At 50.6% G+C, this 17209-nt stretch carries 14 protein-coding genes; 6 read left to right on the forward strand and 8 right to left on the reverse strand.

The genetic code is table 11. From position 1 onward, the window contains the following. Window positions 1-100: 100 nt before the first annotated feature. From VSX42_RS09905 to VSX42_RS09915, 3 genes are all read left to right on the forward strand, one after another. Window positions 101-295 carry a type II toxin-antitoxin system HicA family toxin gene (locus VSX42_RS09905; protein WP_326504123.1) on the forward strand — a complete coding sequence of 65 codons (195 nt, stop codon included), beginning with the start codon at window positions 101-103 and terminating at the stop codon, window positions 293-295. Beyond that, window positions 288-656 (forward strand): antitoxin HicB, encoded by a 369-nt coding sequence (locus VSX42_RS09910; protein WP_326504124.1) that lies wholly within the window; start codon window positions 288-290, stop codon window positions 654-656. The genes VSX42_RS09905 and VSX42_RS09910 overlap by 8 nt, the downstream gene beginning before the upstream one ends. A 114-nt stretch (window positions 657-770) precedes the next feature. Further along, window positions 771-1238 (forward strand): hypothetical protein, encoded by a 468-nt coding sequence (locus VSX42_RS09915; RefSeq protein WP_326504125.1) that lies wholly within the window; start codon window positions 771-773, stop codon window positions 1236-1238. 49 nt (window positions 1239-1287) lie between these two features. On the opposite strand, the gene VSX42_RS09920 is transcribed toward VSX42_RS09915, so the two are convergent. After that, window positions 1288-1692: a hypothetical protein gene (locus VSX42_RS09920; protein ID WP_326504126.1), complete on the reverse strand. Its 405-nt coding sequence runs from the start codon at window positions 1690-1692 to the stop codon at window positions 1288-1290. A 465-nt stretch (window positions 1693-2157) separates the two neighbouring features. Here VSX42_RS09920 and VSX42_RS09925 point away from each other — a divergent pair, with 465 nt between their 5' ends. The 3 genes from VSX42_RS09925 (at window position 2158) to mobF (ending at window position 8686) form a co-directional block, all read left to right on the forward strand. Then, the gene (locus tag VSX42_RS09925) at window positions 2158-2451 is read left to right on the forward strand and encodes a hypothetical protein (protein WP_326504127.1); all 294 of its coding nucleotides are present in this window, start codon (window positions 2158-2160) and stop codon (window positions 2449-2451) included. A 124-nt stretch (window positions 2452-2575) separates the two neighbouring features. Next, a complete protein-coding gene (locus VSX42_RS09930; RefSeq protein ID WP_326504128.1) occupies window positions 2576-2920 on the forward strand; it encodes a hypothetical protein in 345 nt (114 codons plus the stop codon). Between the two features lie 531 nt (window positions 2921-3451). Then, the gene (gene mobF / locus VSX42_RS09935; RefSeq protein ID WP_326504129.1) at window positions 3452-8686 is read left to right on the forward strand and encodes a MobF family relaxase; all 5235 of its coding nucleotides are present in this window, start codon (window positions 3452-3454) and stop codon (window positions 8684-8686) included. A 68-nt stretch (window positions 8687-8754) separates the two neighbouring features. Here the strand turns inward: mobF and VSX42_RS11000 are convergent, their stop codons facing one another. The 7 genes from VSX42_RS11000 to VSX42_RS09965 all read right to left on the reverse strand — a co-directional run bounded on the left by VSX42_RS11000 (window position 8755) and on the right by VSX42_RS09965 (window position 17178). Further along, window positions 8755-9165 (reverse strand): DUF4913 domain-containing protein, encoded by a 411-nt coding sequence (locus tag VSX42_RS11000; protein ID WP_418950790.1) that lies wholly within the window; start codon window positions 9163-9165, stop codon window positions 8755-8757. 3 nt (window positions 9166-9168) lie between these two features. After that, the gene (locus VSX42_RS09940) at window positions 9169-10893 is read right to left on the reverse strand and encodes a type IV secretory system conjugative DNA transfer family protein (RefSeq protein ID WP_326504130.1); all 1725 of its coding nucleotides are present in this window, start codon (window positions 10891-10893) and stop codon (window positions 9169-9171) included. An 84-nt stretch (window positions 10894-10977) separates the two neighbouring features. Then, window positions 10978-12291, reverse strand: a complete 1314-nt coding sequence (locus VSX42_RS09945; protein ID WP_326504131.1) for a hypothetical protein — start codon at window positions 12289-12291, stop codon at window positions 10978-10980. Window positions 12292-12520: 229 nt separating this feature from the next. Next, window positions 12521-14074 carry an SCO6880 family protein gene (locus VSX42_RS09950; protein ID WP_326504132.1) on the reverse strand — a complete coding sequence of 518 codons (1554 nt, stop codon included), beginning with the start codon at window positions 14072-14074 and terminating at the stop codon, window positions 12521-12523. After that, window positions 14074-16041 carry a hypothetical protein gene (locus tag VSX42_RS09955; protein WP_326504133.1) on the reverse strand — a complete coding sequence of 656 codons (1968 nt, stop codon included), beginning with the start codon at window positions 16039-16041 and terminating at the stop codon, window positions 14074-14076. The genes VSX42_RS09950 and VSX42_RS09955 overlap by 1 nt, the downstream gene beginning before the upstream one ends. Window positions 16042-16046: 5 nt before the next feature. Next, a complete protein-coding gene (locus tag VSX42_RS09960) occupies window positions 16047-16799 on the reverse strand; it encodes a hypothetical protein (RefSeq protein ID WP_326504134.1) in 753 nt (250 codons plus the stop codon). Between the two features lie 34 nt (window positions 16800-16833). Then, a complete protein-coding gene (locus VSX42_RS09965) occupies window positions 16834-17178 on the reverse strand; it encodes a TrbC/VirB2 family protein (RefSeq protein WP_326504135.1) in 345 nt (114 codons plus the stop codon). Window positions 17179-17209: the final 31 nt, after the last annotated feature.

A 17209-nucleotide genomic window follows, 5' to 3' on the forward strand; every position in this document is an offset into this window, starting at 1 on the left:
GAGGGTCTTTGGTGTAATCCGCATCAGAATCCTAGTAAAAAGTATACCCCCTCTATACTTTTAAGTATAGAGGGGGTATACTAGAATTATGGTTAAACCAATGAAGTACAAAGACCTTGCCACCAAGCTCAAGGAGGCAGGATTCATTCGCTCTGAAGGCAAAGGGGACCATGAAAAGTGGACCTATCCAGGGATTAAACGTCCTGTAATTCTTACTCAAACCAGAGAGCTATCACCGGCCGTCACCAGAAACGCTCTCAAAGCTATCGCCGAGAAGGAAGAAGCCAATGACTAAAAAAATTACCGTTACAGCCAATCGCTGGGCACATGGCTGGGAACTCATTATCGATGAAGATAAGGCTACTCAGGTGCGCTCTCTTGCTAAAGCCCAGCAGCAGGTACGTGACTACTTCGATACCCTAGAGCCTGAACTTGACCATAGTGACCTTGTTGTTCATCTTGTATATGCAGATGTCGAGGAAGAGCTTCGTCAGGCACGTGAAGCGCAGGCTGCTGCCCGAAAGGCTGAGGAAGAAGCCGCTCAAAAGGTTCGGGCAGTCGTCGCGCAGCTTCGCAGCGAAGGGGTGTCTCTGGCTGATACTGCTGCACTTCTAGAAGTGTCAAAATCTAGGATTCAGCAGCTCCAGGCTGCGTAGTTCCTAGCTAAGGGCCCGTAGCAACTTAAAGCAACCAGCTATTGGCCGGTGTATCTACTAGATACACCGGCCAATAATCTTTTAAACGCCTGATGAAGAAGATAGGGTAGAGTCATGAGCAAAGAGCAGCAGCGATTTTTCAGTCATGTTGTCAAAGGACCTGCACCAGAATCCTGTTGGATTTGGACAGGTGCTATCAGCGATGATGGCTACGGAATCTTCTGGCGTAAAGACTCCAATACTGGCAAGGATGCCCCCATGCGTGCTCACCGCTACGCGCTCTCCCTCGCACATGATAATCTCACTGATCTGCACGCCCTGCACCGCTGTGATAACACTTTATGCGTCAAAGCGACAGAACATAGTGACACACACTTAACCGCTGGAACCAGGGCAGAAAACATGAGCGACCGCTCTAGAAGAGGCCGATCCAACTTCCAAGGCAGGCCTACCAAATCAAAAACTGACCGAGCGGAAGCTGCACGCACCCTGCGCGAAATTACCCTTAAGGACGGCTACAAGCAGCAAGCCGTTGATGAACTCATGAAAGGCATACCGGCAGAACAACTATCCCTCTTCTAGAACGAATGGTGGCTCTACCCTCACTGGGTAGAGCCACCATTCTTTCTATCTATACCGCAGTATCTGAAGGAGAATCTTCGCTGTCATTCGTAGAAGATTCTTCACTTTGCTGGGGAGCTATCTTCAGAAGCCTACGCGCTTCAGAGGAAGACATCGCCAAACGCTGAGCAATCTCACCCACAGCAATACCCTCAGCCTTCATTCGTGAGGCCACAGATGCCTGCTTCAGCTGCGAGCTTTCCTGTTGCTGATTAATCTTTTCGCGCAGTTGCTGAATTTTTACTTCTAAATCCTCAATCTGCTTCTCCAGATCACTAACACCGTTCTTCTCAGGAATAGAGAAAAACTCAGCTGCAAGTTCCAACAAGCGATCCTGTTGTTGCTGAAACTTTAGAGCAGCTTCTGCTGCCTTCTTCTGTGCATTAATGGCTGTGCTACTTTTACGGCCTGCCATATTTCCTCCTCATAGGGTGGTGAAGTTTTCTTGCTTCTAGACTACCTGAGAGCCTTCTTCTTTAACAGAGTTTGCTGATTTTTAGGCGTAAGAAAAGGGCATCGTCGCTGCCGCGCCGCTGGCTCTGCTAGCTTCACCGCAGGATCAGTAGCGGCTTACTTCCAGCCAAAACTTAAGTTCTATTTGCGAGGCCGCTACTGATCGCGGTGATAGGAGGTGCCGGTTGCCTACGACAAAGATACTGAGCCAAGAAAAAATGCAACTGCTCGCAAGCTCGCAGCGGTGGTTATCCCCTTTTTCTTCGGCGCTACGCTTATTTCCTCAGAAAAAGTGGTGCCCCACCGCCCTAAAGGGTTGCCATTTTTTCTTTGACGGCTCAGTTCTCTTTGCTTCGCCAACCGGCACAGGGCGGGCTCCCAGCCACACATCTGACCCGCCCCTCTCACCTAGCGAATGGAGAACATCATGGTTCAGCCTGGCGATATTTTTTACACCTCTTGGGGATATGAACAGACTAATGTCGAGTTCTACCAGGTCATCAGAGCAACCGAGAAAACTGTGTGGGTACGCGAGATTAGCGGAGCAAATTCCGGTGATTGGTGGAGCGGGCACACTGAGCCAGCTAAGGACAGTTTTGTTTCAGATAAGGTTCTCAGGCGCAAGCTCAAGGGCGGAGAGTCACCGTTCTTTTCGGTGAACGCAGTGGCAGACGCTTGGCCCTATGAGGGGCAAAAGCTCTACTACTCAAACTACGCCTAAACCTAGTTATCCAGTAAAGCAATGGCCTGGACGCGCAAGGCATCCAGGCCACCCAACAAGTCTTAGGCACGAAAGAAAACGTTACCAATCACCTAAGACCCATCACAGAAAGACTAACATCATCATGACAACTTCAGCAAGCATCGATAAGCTCATGACCCGTCTGATGTTTGACGAGGAAGGCACCGGGGCAGAAATTGTATACTACCTGGAGACTGAGCCGACCGAGCATGAAGCACATCAGCTATCACAGGGAATCTGTATTTACATTCCTAAGAAGTATGTTCACCTGGTGACTTGCTTTGTGAATTGGAAGAAGCCCACCAAAATGCGGGGCTGGTGCTCATTTGAGTTGGTGCGCGATAAGGGCGGGCAGGACATTCCCAAGTATCTTCCTGAAGAAGTGCGCTATCACCTGCTCATGACCAGCGCCGGAGTTTTTGAGTATCTGGCGGATATGACCAGCTAAGCAGAAAGGCAAGTGCCCCCGTAACCACCTAACGGTCACGGGGGCACTTCGTGCGCCGGGCAAGGCCCGGCGTACGGTTTTACACAATCGGCACGGATACGCAAACCTAACGTGCTGACTCAAGCATTATTGCTCGTGCCTCGCGTGCTTGTCGAGTCAGCACTAGGTTTGCTACTTGGTGGAAAAGCTGTGCACAGCTAAAGTCTCCTCCGCAAGCTCCCCCGACTTTACCTGCACCCAACTTTCCCACAAGAACCTCAGCCCTGATGCACAGACCTGTCCACAGATTCCTCCGCAAGCTCCCCCATCTATGGATAGGTCTGCACACAGGCTGGCCTCGTGTGCAAAACCGCGGCAAGTATGCCGGACGAAAGGTCACTAGAACGTTTCTGCTGCCTCTTCCCCCGCAAGCTCCTCCAGAGACGAAACCCCTGTTCTAGCGCCCATTTTTTTCGTCACACCTCATGCATTGAATGAATCAGGAACTTCTAAAATAAGTAATTCATAATAAGAAAGTGCTATGATAGCCCTATGATGACCGTGCATAAGCTGTCGGCAGGCGATGGCTACCGTTACTACACTGGCGAGGTCGCTAGTGGTGATGTCTTGCGCGATAAGAATCGTGAGCTCGGGGATTACTACACGGTTGAAGGTATGCCCCCCGGCCAGTGGCTAGGCTCCGGCGCTAGTAAAATCGGCCTTTTCGGGCGGGTCAATGAAGCTCAAATGCAGGCTCTATTTTCCGGCCAGCAGTTGCCTCTAACTACCGAAGAGTTGGCGGAATTACTAGCCCAAAAGCCAGATGCAGCAGAAGCTAAATACGCTTCAACCCTAGAGGAAAAGCGCCTGCAATACGCTGAGAAAGCTTGGGAAATTCACCTAGCTATCAAGCAGGGCAAGACCCAAGAGGAAATCAGTAAATCCTTCATTAAAGAGCGTAGCCAGAAAGCTATAAGCCTCAAAATTGAGGCTTATAAGGCAGCAGGTAACGACTTTTCTAAGACCAACAAAAAAGCCTACCGAGACCCTAAGAACCTAGAAACCCTGCGCCAGAACTTCATCAACTCCTACACCATGACCCAGGCCGAAACTAAGCGCGCCCAAAACAAAGCCCGCCAGGAAGCCAACAAGACTCTCTCAGTTACCTCCCGTAAAAACGCCGAGGCACCCCGCACCTATGAGAAAGTCAAGACCCCTTTCATGGTGCGTATGGCCGAGGAAAAAGCACGCTTTATCCGCCTGAACGACCGCCAGCCCAGCAAGGACGAAACCCGCGAAATCCGCAACCGAGTAGGCGGTGAACTCTTCCGCAAAGAGCACCTACGCGAACCACGTACCAAGGAAGAACTCAGCCGCTGGATCACCCAGCAGAGCAAGCCAAAACAGCAAACTATCACCGGCTTTGACCTGGTATTTACCCCCACAAAGTCCGTCTCTATCGCCTGGGGTCTAGGAGATGAAACCCTCCGCAAGGGCATCGAAACGGCGCATGAAAAAGCTATCCAGGACGTTATAACCTACCTTGAAAACAACGCTGTTTACACCCGCCGAGGCAAGAACGGCATTGCCCAGGAGAACGTTCAGTCAGGCATCATTGCGACCAAGTTCCGTCACTACGACTCCCGTAACGGCGACCCTAACTTGCATGACCACCTGGTTATTGCCAACAAGGTTCAGGGCAAAGACGGCAAGTGGCTCACCCTTGATGGGCGCATGATTTACTCCTACAACGTGGCTGCATCAGAACTCTATAACTCTAAGATTGCTGAGTACATCCACGCTGATCTGGGCCTAGAGTTCACCGGTGAAAAGCGCAAAGGCCGCAAGATTTACGAGCTTGAAGGTATCGATAGCGAAACTATCCAGGCTTTTTCCTCCCGTAGCTCTAGCATCAAAAAAACCCTAGAAGAACTCAAAGCTAAGTACATCCAAGAGCACGGCTACGCCCCCAACGATAAGGCCCTCATTGCCCTGCGCCAGCAGGCCACCTTAGCGACCCGCCCTAAGAAAGAAGGCGCTCATTCCCTGGCCGAACTTAACGAAAAGTGGCGTCACCAAGTTGCAGAGAAAAAGCTGAAACTACCCACCGGTGAGAAGCTGTATCAGCACCTCAAAAAAGCATCAAATCAGCAGGCCGAGAAAGTTATTGAAGCCAAGGCTCAGGCTTTAGCCACCCCTGCTATGGCACATGCAGAGCGCATTATTGGGCGGCTCCAAGAGTCCCGTTCGACCTGGAAGATTAACCACATTGAGGCTGAAACCCTCAGATACTTCCGCGACGTCACCAAGGGCTCAGGGCTAGATAAGACCGCCGTCGACGCCGCTGTCTCAGCTGTTATCAATCAGTCCATCAGCATCAACAACTTTGGTGAAGCAGTCGAACTTCCCGAGGCCAAGCTCCGCAATAATGGTACCAGTGTTTACCGCAGAGCTGACTACCAGCTCTTTTCTTCTCATGCTATTTTTGAAGCCGAACGAACCCTGATTCAGGCTGCTACCACCGATAAGGTCATACCCGTAGCGACCCATGATCTCTTTGAGAGGCAGGTAGCCCAGCTCAAGGCTGAGGGCGGTCTTATCTCTTCTACTCAGGAAGATATGGCTCGTGCATTTGTCACCGATGAACGCCTGCTGGTGGTGGGTATTGGCCCTGCTGGTGCCGGTAAAACTACCTCTATGAAGGCAGCCGTTGATACAGCCCGAGCTGGTGGCCATAAGGTGATTGGTCTTGCTCCTACCGCTGTTGCGGCCTCCATTATGGAGAAGGAACTAGATATTCAGGCCATGACGGTTGCTAAGTTTACTAACCCTAAAGCGCCCCGGATTATCCTTGAGCCGGGGACCGTGCTGCTGGTTGATGAAATCGGCATGGCCTCCACTTTGGATTTGGCAAAGATCGTCGATCAGGCTCGTGAGCAGGGCGCTGTGGTACGCGGTATTGGCGATTACAGGCAGCTGTCAGCTATCGGCTCAGGCGGTGCCTTGCGGATGATTGAATCTGAGGCTGGGGCTATCTACCTTGAAGATGTCTTCCGCTTCAAGAACAGCGAAGAAGCGGCAGCTACCCTTGCCTTGCGTGAACCCCCGCTGGTGGGTGTTGATAAACCCTTTGGTTGGTATGTCGATAATGGCCGTGTAACAGCCGGTGAAAAAGATGTGATGCTGGCCGATGTGTACGCCGCTTTTGCTGCTGACACCGCAGCAGGCAAAAACTCTTTGATGCTTGCCCCCACCAACGAGGACGTTAAAAAACTCAACGAATATGCTCAGGTTGCAGCCATCGACGCGGGCAAGGTCAAAGAGTCGGCTAAGCGTATAGCCCTGCTTGATGATGGGTCTAACGCCTACAAGGGCGATATCATTGTAACCCGTGACAATAACTACAAACTACGTCTGAATAAGGGTAAAGACTTCGTTAAAAACGGTGACCTCTGGAAAGTCCAAAAAGTCACCTTAGACGGTGATCTCAAGGTTAAGCACCTGAACCACGGTGGCGTCATTACCCTACCTTCCTCCTACGTCAAGCAGTACGTTCAGCTGGGCTACGCCTCTACTATTAACCGTGCCCAGGGTTCCACCGTGGACACGGTACATCCTGTGGTCGATGCTTCCACCTCCCGCGCTAACGCCTATGTGGCGCTTTCTCGTGGCCGTGAATCCAACAGGCTTTATGTTGCTACCGCTGAAGGCCAGGCCCGTGATGACGTGCTGGGCGCTATTACCAACAACTTTGACCGTAACCTCTCCTTCCATGAGGAAACCCGCGCTCAGCGAGCTGCTGAACGCAACGTGGCAGCGGCCCTGGAAAAGTACGATGACCTCTCCCTCTATGCTTCAGAAGAGGCTATGAAGTCTGTGGTAACTGAAGCTATTGGTGCTCAGAGTGCTTCTGCTTTCTTCCAGAGCCCGGCCTGGGGCGCTCTGGCACATGAACTAGCTGATACCTACCGTAGTGGCCTAGATCCAGTAGAGACTTTCACCCGCGCCTACCAGCAAAGAGACTTGGCAGGTGCTGAGGACGTTTCAGCGGTACTGCACTGGCGTATTCAAGAAGTGCGAGCAGCTAATGAGGCAGCCCAGGAGCGGTTCGGCCAGTATGCCCGGCCTATGGCTCATATTCCCACTGAGCAACTGGAGCAGCTCATTGCCCGCGCACAGCAGCGCACCAAGCCGGTGAAGGAACGTGAGATTGAAGATAAGCGCTGGATTGAACGTGACTATGCGCTAGTACCCTCGGCCCATCTGAAAGAAATGAGGGTCAATACAGTCAAAGCTCTGTCTGTGGCTGAATCAACCGGCGATACTCGAGCTTACGCCCAAATCTCAGAGAACCTGGGGCTCATGGACGCTGAGGTGACTAGACGTCGCTGGGCCTCACCTGCTCAGCGTGAGGTAGAAGAGATTGTTCGTGGTGAACGTCCCCGATCTGGTGCAGACTTTACGATTCTGAACTCTCTGCAATGGGAGAAGAAGATTCGTGACACCTTAATCTCTGAAGTAGCGGCTCCCGGTACCGGCGCTAAGGACCAGATTGTGAAGGGCGTGAGCGGTCATAGCCTTGATTCCTTCTGGCAGTACGACCAGTACACCCCGGACTCGCTCAAGCGCGTGCTCAAGGCCCAGCATCGTGAGGTAGCAGAGCTGGTGCAATTGCGTGGTCATCAGATCGCAGCTGAGAAGCCTGCTTGGGCTGATGCTCTGGGCCAGGTGCCTGCCCAGGCCCGTAATGCTCGGCACTGGTATAGGGTGGCAGCCGAGGTTGAGTCATTCCGTGAAAAATACAAAATTCCAGCAGGTGAACCGATTGCAATTCCAAAGAAGCTTCGCAACGGAGAAAGGGGAGAGTTCTTGCAGACCCAAATTGTTAACGTGCACAAACGATCTGTTCTGTCAGCACAACACAAGGACAGGGAACAGCTCCACCATGAAGCCCGCCTGAAGGACACCCTAATTGCGGATAAGGAACAGCTGAGCGACGCCGAAAACCTCATTAACCAGCACCGGACCAAATCAGATAGCCCAGAACAAAAGCAACTAGAACATCAGGAAAAGCTGTGGCAGGAACTAGCTCAACGCTGGGAGACTGAACAGCAGAAGAAGGCCGAGGCTTTAGACGCCCAAAAAGCCTGCGACGTCGCATCTCAAGATGCTCACAGCGCTATCTCTGCCCGTGATGGGTATAGCCAGTCTCTCGTAGCTGCCGCCCATAAAGACTACCAGCAGGTGCAAGAGGCACAGGAGCGGGTAGAGAACTCGAACATCTTTAACAGGTCATCACGAGAGCGCGAACTCAACACTGCTCTAGACGCCTATGAGAGCAAGTACGGACGCACAGATTTACCTTCTGAGGATGACAAGGTGTGGCTTAACGAGGATGCTCGCTATGCTGAGTATGCTCAAAAGGCACAAGAAGCAGAAGAAGCCCTAGCACAAGCCCAGCACAAACTTGACCGTGCAAACGGCCAGGCCGATATGGCCACGCAACAGCGTCTGAGCGCGTACGATAGCTACGTCGAGGCACGAGAGGCTAACCCGAATACAAGGGTAGTATCTGAGAGAATGACAGCTAGTGATGCTATGCAGGCTAAGAATAAGGCTACTCGTAGAGATGAAGCTATGCTCAGGGCCAAGATGACCCCTGGTTCTATGCGGATGCAGCAGGTTCGCCAGCAACAAGTATTCAAGCAACAGAAGCCCCCTGCACAAGCACAGACCCAGCAGCAGGTTCGCCAGCAGCAGGTAACGCAAAAGCCTAGAACGCTGTAAGGAAAGAAAAAAGGGGGTAGCCCGCACATGCTTTGTGCGGGCTACCCCCAAAATAACTAGGTAGTAGCTTATCGGATATTGGTTATCCAGAATGGATAATTGGTGAGAACCTGATCCTCAAACTCTTCATCATAGAGGGCCTGCGAAGTCGCGGTTACTACATCACAAACTCTCTTATCATCAGACCGGTGGCCAGCCGTACAGTTACGGAAAACTCCTGTCTGAGGATTGAAAAGAGCCCGAGAGTGCGGGTCCCAATGGTTTACCCACCACAAAGAAAGACCACCCTCAACCAACTCTGCTTTACAGTATTCCCAATAAAGAGCCTTGAACCTGGACACGGCCTCTGGGTGGAGCCACCATTGCGGGCAAAAGGCCCCGCCTTGGGAGGCCGGATGTTCAATACGTCCCAGAAACGACAATACCCAGTCTCTGAAATCGACAGTTATGCCTTGACCATTGAATGGTTCTTGTGCCACTAGCTATACCCCTATCTGTTCCTGAGCTTTTAGCTGTTGCATATCTTGCTGAACAGTCTCTGCCAATTTTTTGTCCCTAAACCAGAACCGTGCCTTAGCGATACCGCTATCCCCATCACTATTGCGGATATAAATCTCACCCAAGGGCAAGTTAGCTAGGTCTGAGGCATCCAAGATTTCACGTTTCTGGATCTGAACACCGGAAGAATGGCCATGCCCTGAGCGAGAATTATAGGAAGTGCTACGGGTCTGAAATTCTTTATCATAGGTTCCAACTAGTCTTGACACATCTAGCAAGAATGAGGGCTCTGTAGAACCCCCGCCGTAAACAAAGACGGCAGCACCACCAATGAGCTTTTTCATGCCGTCAGCAGAGAAGGACATATCGCCCTGAGCTTTTGACTGAAAATAGGTGTTGATGATAATTCCTAGAGAACCAGCATAGGTGTACATATCCGCTAGCTCTGGAAGAAAAACTGCGTTTCCCATTTCATCCAGGTCCATTACCAGCGGTACTCGAAGACGACCATTCGGTTGTAGGGTAGCGGCTTTTTTAGCACTAATAAAGACTTGGTAGACCAAGGCTGATAACAGTGCAGCTGAAGAACCAGCGTTCTTATCCCCAATTAGAATCAAGGTATCGGTGCTGGTAATGAAAGCTCTTGGATCAAAGACATTTTCTTTAGCCAGCCCGGGGCGGATAGCCTGTAGCAAGTGCTCATGCTCAAAGGGAGAAACCGCCCGTTGGGCAGTAGCCCAAACTGACCCCCGCGTATCTCCTGGTTGTTTTTTAAGACCGAAGAGGATTTCTGCTTGGTTGTTAAATCCGTGTTGCCTCAATATAGTTGCAGGTTCGTCTTCCTCCATCTTCATAACCCAAGAAAAGACATCGTTATCAGTCTTTCCAGCAAGACGGGCAGCGAGCATCAGTAGACCAAGAACCTTGGCGCCTTGCTTATCAAAGTGAGCGTTCGGGTTCATCCCAGATTGTTCTGAGCCTTTAGTTGCTTGTTCAAAGATTTCACCGATTTTCTCGGCTTTCTCTGAGTCTGAAACGATTCCCAAAATATCAAATTTATCTTCTGGGCTATGTCGTTGAAGAACATTATTGGGGTCAAAAACCCACACTCGGCCGACTTTTACCCGTTGGCTCATTACTTCCCAGATACCGTCCGGTTTGTTTGAGGTAACTAGAAGCGGGCCAGGGGCAACGAATGCGTGAGGTACGACCTGAGATGAAGTTTTGCCTCGTCCAGTCCCATGAATGTGGACAGCGCATTGACGCCACCCCTGATAAATGGTTTTACCGTTCACGGTTCCCAGAGGAAGCCCAGGCCCAATATTCTCAGCGAAGGGGTGGAGATTTGTACGTGCATCTTTGAGCCGAGGCTTTTCTAAAGATACTGAGAACTTAGCCAAATTGCCTAGCTGTCTATTCGCTTGATTGCTTTTGGCAGAGTTCTTTTTCTTTTTAGACCCCGTAGACTTTCCATCAAGGATAAGCAGGCAAATTAACGAGATGATACCCAGTGCTATTCCCACACCTAGGCAAACGTATAGTACAAGCCCTACCTCTAATTCACTTTGTGCAAAGAGAAGAATGAGGTCTACTACATTCCAGAGCCAAACTCCGGTAACTAGGTAATGGGTCAGAGCAGCGCCAAAGTACAAGCCAGCTACAGGAAACCCAAAGAGCAGAAAGACAGCGAATTTTTCTATTTCTCGCATCTACAATGTCCTTTCAGAGCAAAGGGAATAGATAAAAAAGGAGGGGTGGAACACCTTGCTTGATGTCCACCCCCGATAGGTTGCTTACCCCATATTGAACCGTTGTCCAGTTTGGTGAAGCTGGCTAAGAATTTTAGGTTTAGGCGACTGTACCGGAATACCCAGTGAGTCACTCACCTTCCACAGTGCCTTACCTGCACCAACAGGAGGGCTACCAGCTAAAGAACGCTGAGATAGTTTTCTGTCCTGAGTTTCTAGCCCCTGGTTACCAGACATAAAAGACGTCACCCAATCTATTTCTGTCTGCTCAATACGACGAATCGAGTTCAAGGCTTCCATATCAGCTTCTGTCATAGCCAGCATGACCCACAAACCACATTTTTCAATTAGTGAGTGGGCAATTTTGCGGTCATGCTCGTTTGCCAGCATCAGGAAGTCTTTAGGAGAGTGAGTAACTTTCCATTCGCCGACGCCTTTGGATCTGTTAGTACGCGAAAGTCGGTCTACTTCTTGGATTAGTCCATCAGCATGGCGAATGGGGTGCCAGAATTCATCCATCAAAGAGGTAAAGCCGTTCCACCGGATAGTGGGTTCGTAGTGTTCTCCTTCCTGAGCAGCTTCAGCGGCTTTTCTAGCTTCATGCTGAGCTAGTTCCCAATGAGCGTCGATTGCATCCATACCAAGACGCCAAGTGGTCATCATGGTTGCTGAGATCATCTTTTCATCTGCGTTCGGGATAGCTGAAGAGTCAAAGCACATGCCAGCAGGACTGCCAGGAGTAAGAGAGATACCTTTATCCGAGAAGATGTCCGAGAACTCACCGTGGACCAAAGCTGAGACGGACTCAAAGAGCTGGCTGTACTTAGACTTGAATTTTGCTTTATCGGCACCTTCAAGTCCCGATGCGTACACGACAGCATCGGTAGGAGAGTCAAAGAATTTTAACAAATGCCCTAGGTTAGGGTTCTCTTCCCGCTCCATGACAGCTTCTACACCCATTTTGATAATCATGGACTCGGCGTCGGTTACTGTCATGTCACGGCCACGGTTGATACGGATAAGTGCTCTGATGTTACGGACAACGTTATCTACGCCATCTTCGTACATCGACTTTCCTATTTCCCCGCCAATTATCAGACCGGCAGCCGCAAGTGGCCCTCGGTCCATAGGGTTAACTTTTGACTTACTATGGCCGGTTCCTAACTCAAAAATATCTGCACCAGCAGCTCGTGCATAGTCCGCGTATTCACCCTTGATAGGGTCAAAAATCATCAACGGCGTACCAGTGGCGTTCAGGCAAGCATTGAGCATCAAAGAGATGGAAGACTTACCAAACCCATTCAGCCCAAAAACCATAGCGTTAGGAGCTGTAATAGCGCCGCTCCTGTAGAGGCTCATGTGGTCCATAGCTACAGCAGAGCCGGTGTGCAGGTTGTACCCAATCGGCGCGCCGCGTCGGGGGCTGTTAGTGCCGGTGATAAAAGGATAGAACCCCGCTTGTTCACGGTTAGTATCTAGCCACATGCGAGGTGTGGCAATCCTATGCCAAGCCCCACCTCCTTGGCCACGGAGTCCATGACGGCCACGGCGAGGGGCCGGTGTGATTACCGGCCCCTGTTTCTTGACTTTAGTTTTCGTGTTCAACGTGAGCATCTTCAGAGCTTTCTTGGGTTGGCCTGCCAGCATCTGTATCGAACATTGTAGGTAGCAGGTAGTTCGATGCTGAGGAGTAGACCCACGGGAAAATGCCAATGGGTAGGGTCTGATGGAAAGCTGCTTCTGATACGAAGTCAGCATAGGACCAGCGCATCCCACCCATGAGAGTTTTAAGCTCGTTTTCCGCAGCCCTTTGAGCCTTACGATTAGGTTCAAAGGTAACGGTAACCATCACGCAGTATTCCTGGATGGTGGCGCCGTTAGCCATCTGCGCTTCAGCATTTTTTGTAGCTGCTTTCTTCTTCGTGTCAAAGAAAGTATTACGCTGCTTTGACCCTGCCTCGGTACTTGCGGCACGGGAGGTCTGATCCATCCTAGAACGCTGCTTGAAAGCGGGGATAGGACGGTAGAACATGGCCACCCTCTTACGCAAGAAACTTTGTGACGGGGCAAAAAGCGCTTGGTAAGTGTAGGGAGTAATTTTTGATTGGTCAGGAACGCTCATCAAAATAGTCATGGAAGCCACCCCATCATGGAGAACGACGCGTTTGTGATTGCCATTCATGTAGGTGGGCCCTGAGCTATTAAAGCTACGGATCGCGGGAACCTTTCCGTAGAGCTCCTGGTCAATCTCGGCTACTCTGGCTGGGTTATAGGCGGTGTACATTAGATCGCCGTACTCAGCGTGGTTAAGAGGGTAGGTTTGCCCTGAGCCCGCCTGAGTAAGTGCGGTGATATGGTGGGGTAGTTTTGCTAAAATCTCGGCAAAAGCACCTTCAACCTCAGTATCTAATGCAGAAAGTTTCCATCCTAGTGTTACATAGGTGGTGACTCTTGTTGTCTTAGCTGGCAGCATACCAACTGTCTGATGCAGGATTTGTTGGGAAACTTCCGGGGCTGAGGGGTCGATCGCCTGAGTGATTTCATTAGCCATTGGCTCTGCTGATGTATGTAGGGAGTCAACAACAACCATTGCTCCTACTAATCCATTCTCCCGTGATAACCGAGAGAGCCAATTCCCATACTGACCTACCTGCCTAATAAGCCGGTCTTCGGGCAATGACGAACCGCCCACCGGTGAGCAGCCCAAGGTCACTGTCGCCATTTTGACGGCCTTATGGTGTAGGAGCTCTACAGAGTTTCCCTGGCCATCTAATGCCTCTTTGGGTTCAATAGTGTGCAAAAAACCTGGCAGGGTTAGTTGGTCTTCTTTTGATAGCGCAGAAATATGAGCGTTAAAGAAGGTTGTTTCTCCTCGGGCTGCCCTTTTGCGGTGTTGCCTACGCATCAAAATACGTTGCACAATCGTTCGGTCAGAGTCCCCGAAAGGCACAAAGCCGATAAGGAGGCTTGAGAACACTACCAATAGGAGTAAAAGAGCAAGCAGGAAGAGCTTTAGCAGTGTTAGGAAGAGCGCAAAAACGACGCTGACAACGGCTACCACAAGTACACGAAAAGGAAGCCAACCAAAAACTTTAGTTGGTCCTGATGCAATCGGGTTACCGTATTGAGGCTGAGTGCTCATTAACGTATTCCCCTTTCATCAAAGAAGGTGTCTTCTAGCTTAGGCATGGACTGGATAGTGTACTGGGCTGTCCTAAATAGCTCGGCAATCTTGCCGGCAGGTAAGGGGCTAGGCTGTCCAGCTTGGCTAGGCTGTTTTTGGCGTGGGTAATCGCTGGTGGGGCCAGCGGTACGGTGGTTAGGCAAGGAATGAGGCAATGTGGCATTTGAACCGGTGGTCGGGTAAAGATTGTTAACTGGTTCAGATGCTTCAGACCCGCTAAAGTTCTGATGTTGGTTTACATCCTGGTAGTCGGTTGAACCAAAGTTCTGGTTCTCTGCTAGAAGCGAGTCAGAATAAGCCCCCTCAAGCTGGGTTCCAACTGAGGTTTCGCCTGCTGTTGCCTGGGGCGCTGAATCAAGTGAAGAATCTGCTGGAGCATCATCAAACTGGGCACCGTTATCAGGCACGTTGGAAAGAGGTAGCTCTGAGGGGCCGGAATTGGCATCAGCACTCGTACTATTTTCAGGAACCTGAGAATAATTGTGAGTTTCAGCTTGTGAATCAGAAGCAGGGTTAGCAGGAGTGATGGGTTCGGTGTTGGTACCTATTGAACCCATATCTGAGGCATCGTTACCGCTGACATCTTCAGGGGTATAACCGGTTTGGTCGAGCGTGGCCGATGGTGCTTCATTCCTGTCTACTGACGGTTGAGACTCGCCAGTACCTTTTCGGTGAGTATTCTGACCTGAAGGTTGGACACCTGGGGTATCTTTGCGCTGGTTCCCTAGGGTCTTTTCAGGGCGTGGAGCTTCACTTTGTGGTCCACCGGCACCACCCGCAGGAGCTGATGATGATCCACCAGCCTGCCCCCAACCGGATTCAGCTAGGGTTGGTCCTTGCCACGCACCGCCCGCAGCTCCACCACCAGCGGCCCCACTGGCACCAGCTCCACCACCGGCAGCACCGCCACCACCGGCACCGCCCGCAGTACTAGCTGCACTTGCTCCTGCCGCAGCTGCTCCACTGGAAGCAACGACCGCTGCGGCAGCTGTTAAGGCTCCCACCAGCGCCATGAGCTCTTTACCACCGCCAGAAGCTCCTGATGCCATAGCGTCAGGTGCTAGAACTCGTAGCAATGAGGGCAAGGCAAAAATGGAAACAGCAATCATGGCCATACCAGTAAAGACACCATCAAAATTGTCATATCCTTGCATGAGCTTAAAGGCGAAGCCGTAGATAACAGAAACCACAGGTTTGAAAAGCAAAAAGGCAATAATCCACCGTGCAACAGGAGTCATCTTCAAGTCGCCCTTGAGCATATTTATTGCTTCAGAAACAGTCCAGAAACCAACCATGATAGGGAGGGCCACAGCACGAACTATCATCAAGCACCACTGGATGAAAATTAGAATGACATTTAACCCTGAAAAAGCAAGAGTCGAGCCACCCAAAACACCAACCACTGTTTCTGCGGTGGGATAATTCCCATCAAGAGAAAAATTTGGTTGAGCCATCTCTAGCACCCAGCCTGCAAAGAGGTCTGAGACTGGTATAAAGATCGTTGCAATGCTTGTTGCAGCCGCTGCTACTCCGACCACCCGGGCAAGCCCAATCACTGCTGTCCGGATATCTTCGCCACGTTGAAATAACATAACCCGACCACCAGCAACAATCAGCCCTAAGATGGCAAAAAACCCGGTAAGCGGTGCCGTCAGCGCCGTTAACCAGGTCATTGTATCGCCTTGGAAATTTATACTCGGGCTATAGTCCATCCACGAGGTCATAAACTGTTGCATGAGGTTGAACATGCCGTTATAGCTAGAAGTAACTAATTTTTCGATAGGATCAGGCAAAATATCAGAGACTACATCAGAAACTGTCTCGGAGACATCCCCACCATGTTGTGCCATTTTCCGACTAACGTAGATAGCAATATCAGCTACTTTGTCTTTGACCCCATTACCAATATCTTCATACAAAGGCATGGTTCTTAGTCCTTTTTCTTCTCAGTAAAGAAGATGAATTCCCCTTCTTTAATCATGGATACACCTTCCGCGGGGCAGCCACCTACGGGATATTTCCAGTCGTTGCCATCCCATTCAACTGTGCATTGCATGATGAAATACCCTGACCCATCGAATGAATTATCAGAAATAACCTCAGAGACTAAGCCAATAGTTGCCGCGCTATCGGTGTATTGCTCAATGGTGTAGCCCACCACCACAGTTTGGTGGGAAGGTTCCTTATTCATATCGTCGCGTGGTTCTTCTTTCACACGCCGCGGTTCAGTCAGGAGTAAGGCAAGCTGCTCCTCACTAAATTGCGGGTCGCTAAAGGAACCGACAACATTAGCTACAGCCAGGACAGCACCCATAGGTGTATGAGTGAAGCATTGCCCAATCTGCTGCGAAGTATCAACGGGCCCATACTGAGCTGAGCTGGGCCACGAGGTACGTTTCTTACTGATCTTCCATACCAAGTCAGCAGGTTCTTTCATATCCTGTTCAGTCGAGCCGTCAGACTCAACTGAACAGGATGCAAATGAACTAGAAGGATTGATAGATGACGCACTTTGGGAGGTGGTAACCTCACTTCCAGTAGCTTCATCAGCCTTACCCTTACCACCTACTAGGTTCATGATGATAAGGACTATCAGCATGAGAATAACCGACATAAGGAACCCCACAGCTAGCATGGTGCGCTTAGAGCGGGAGCTTTTTTCATGGGGCGTATTTTCTAACATCTATCTATCCTTCCAATAACGCAATAGATTTATTTTAGATGGCAGCGCCACAGTTGAGCGAGGCACTAATGAACGCGCTGACGATGGAACCAGCACCAGCAACGAGAATTGCACCGCCAATCCAATAGCCCAGCTGCTTGAAAGGCACATTGATTGATTCATTACGGTGCGCGAACATCATGCTCACACCGATGATAATCAAACCAATGACTCCAACACCGGCTGCAATACCTGCTGACCATGCCTGGGCGGTTTCCAAACCGTCACAGAGTTTCTTAGGGGCGGGGATAACTTCAGCATGTGCCGGTGCCATCGTCAGCAACAGGGCCAGGACTGCATAGCTTGCAGCGGCAACAGCTTTAGTGAGTTTCTTACGCATAGGTTTACATCTCCTTAGTGATGTGTGGTTA

The organism is Rothia nasimurium (assembly GCF_035916755.1).
Classification (GTDB): Bacteria; Actinomycetota; Actinomycetes; order Actinomycetales; family Micrococcaceae; genus Rothia.

Excerpts from the sequence above, each read along its gene's own strand:
- VSX42_RS09915 (WP_326504125.1), top strand. The coding sequence starts at position 771 with ATGAGCAAAGAGCAGCAGCGATTTTTCAGTCATGTTGTCAAAGGACCT.
- VSX42_RS09960 (WP_326504134.1), bottom strand. The coding sequence starts at position 16,799 with ATGTTAGAAAATACGCCCCATGAAAAAAGCTCCCGCTCTAAGCGCACC.
- mobF (WP_326504129.1), top strand. The coding sequence starts at position 3,452 with ATGATGACCGTGCATAAGCTGTCGGCAGGCGATGGCTACCGTTACTAC.
- VSX42_RS09905 (WP_326504123.1), top strand. The coding sequence starts at position 101 with ATGAAGTACAAAGACCTTGCCACCAAGCTCAAGGAGGCAGGATTCATT.
- VSX42_RS09965 (WP_326504135.1), bottom strand. The coding sequence starts at position 17,178 with ATGCGTAAGAAACTCACTAAAGCTGTTGCCGCTGCAAGCTATGCAGTC.
- VSX42_RS09925 (WP_326504127.1), top strand. The coding sequence starts at position 2,158 with ATGGTTCAGCCTGGCGATATTTTTTACACCTCTTGGGGATATGAACAG.
- VSX42_RS09945 (WP_326504131.1), bottom strand. The coding sequence starts at position 12,291 with ATGAGCCTCTACAGGAGCGGCGCTATTACAGCTCCTAACGCTATGGTT.
- VSX42_RS09940 (WP_326504130.1), bottom strand. The coding sequence starts at position 10,893 with ATGCGAGAAATAGAAAAATTCGCTGTCTTTCTGCTCTTTGGGTTTCCT.
- VSX42_RS09910 (WP_326504124.1), top strand. The coding sequence starts at position 288 with ATGACTAAAAAAATTACCGTTACAGCCAATCGCTGGGCACATGGCTGG.
- VSX42_RS09920 (WP_326504126.1), bottom strand. The coding sequence starts at position 1,692 with ATGGCAGGCCGTAAAAGTAGCACAGCCATTAATGCACAGAAGAAGGCA.
- VSX42_RS09930 (WP_326504128.1), top strand. The coding sequence starts at position 2,576 with ATGACAACTTCAGCAAGCATCGATAAGCTCATGACCCGTCTGATGTTT.
- VSX42_RS09950 (WP_326504132.1), bottom strand. The coding sequence starts at position 14,074 with ATGAGCACTCAGCCTCAATACGGTAACCCGATTGCATCAGGACCAACT.
- VSX42_RS09955 (WP_326504133.1), bottom strand. The coding sequence starts at position 16,041 with ATGCCTTTGTATGAAGATATTGGTAATGGGGTCAAAGACAAAGTAGCT.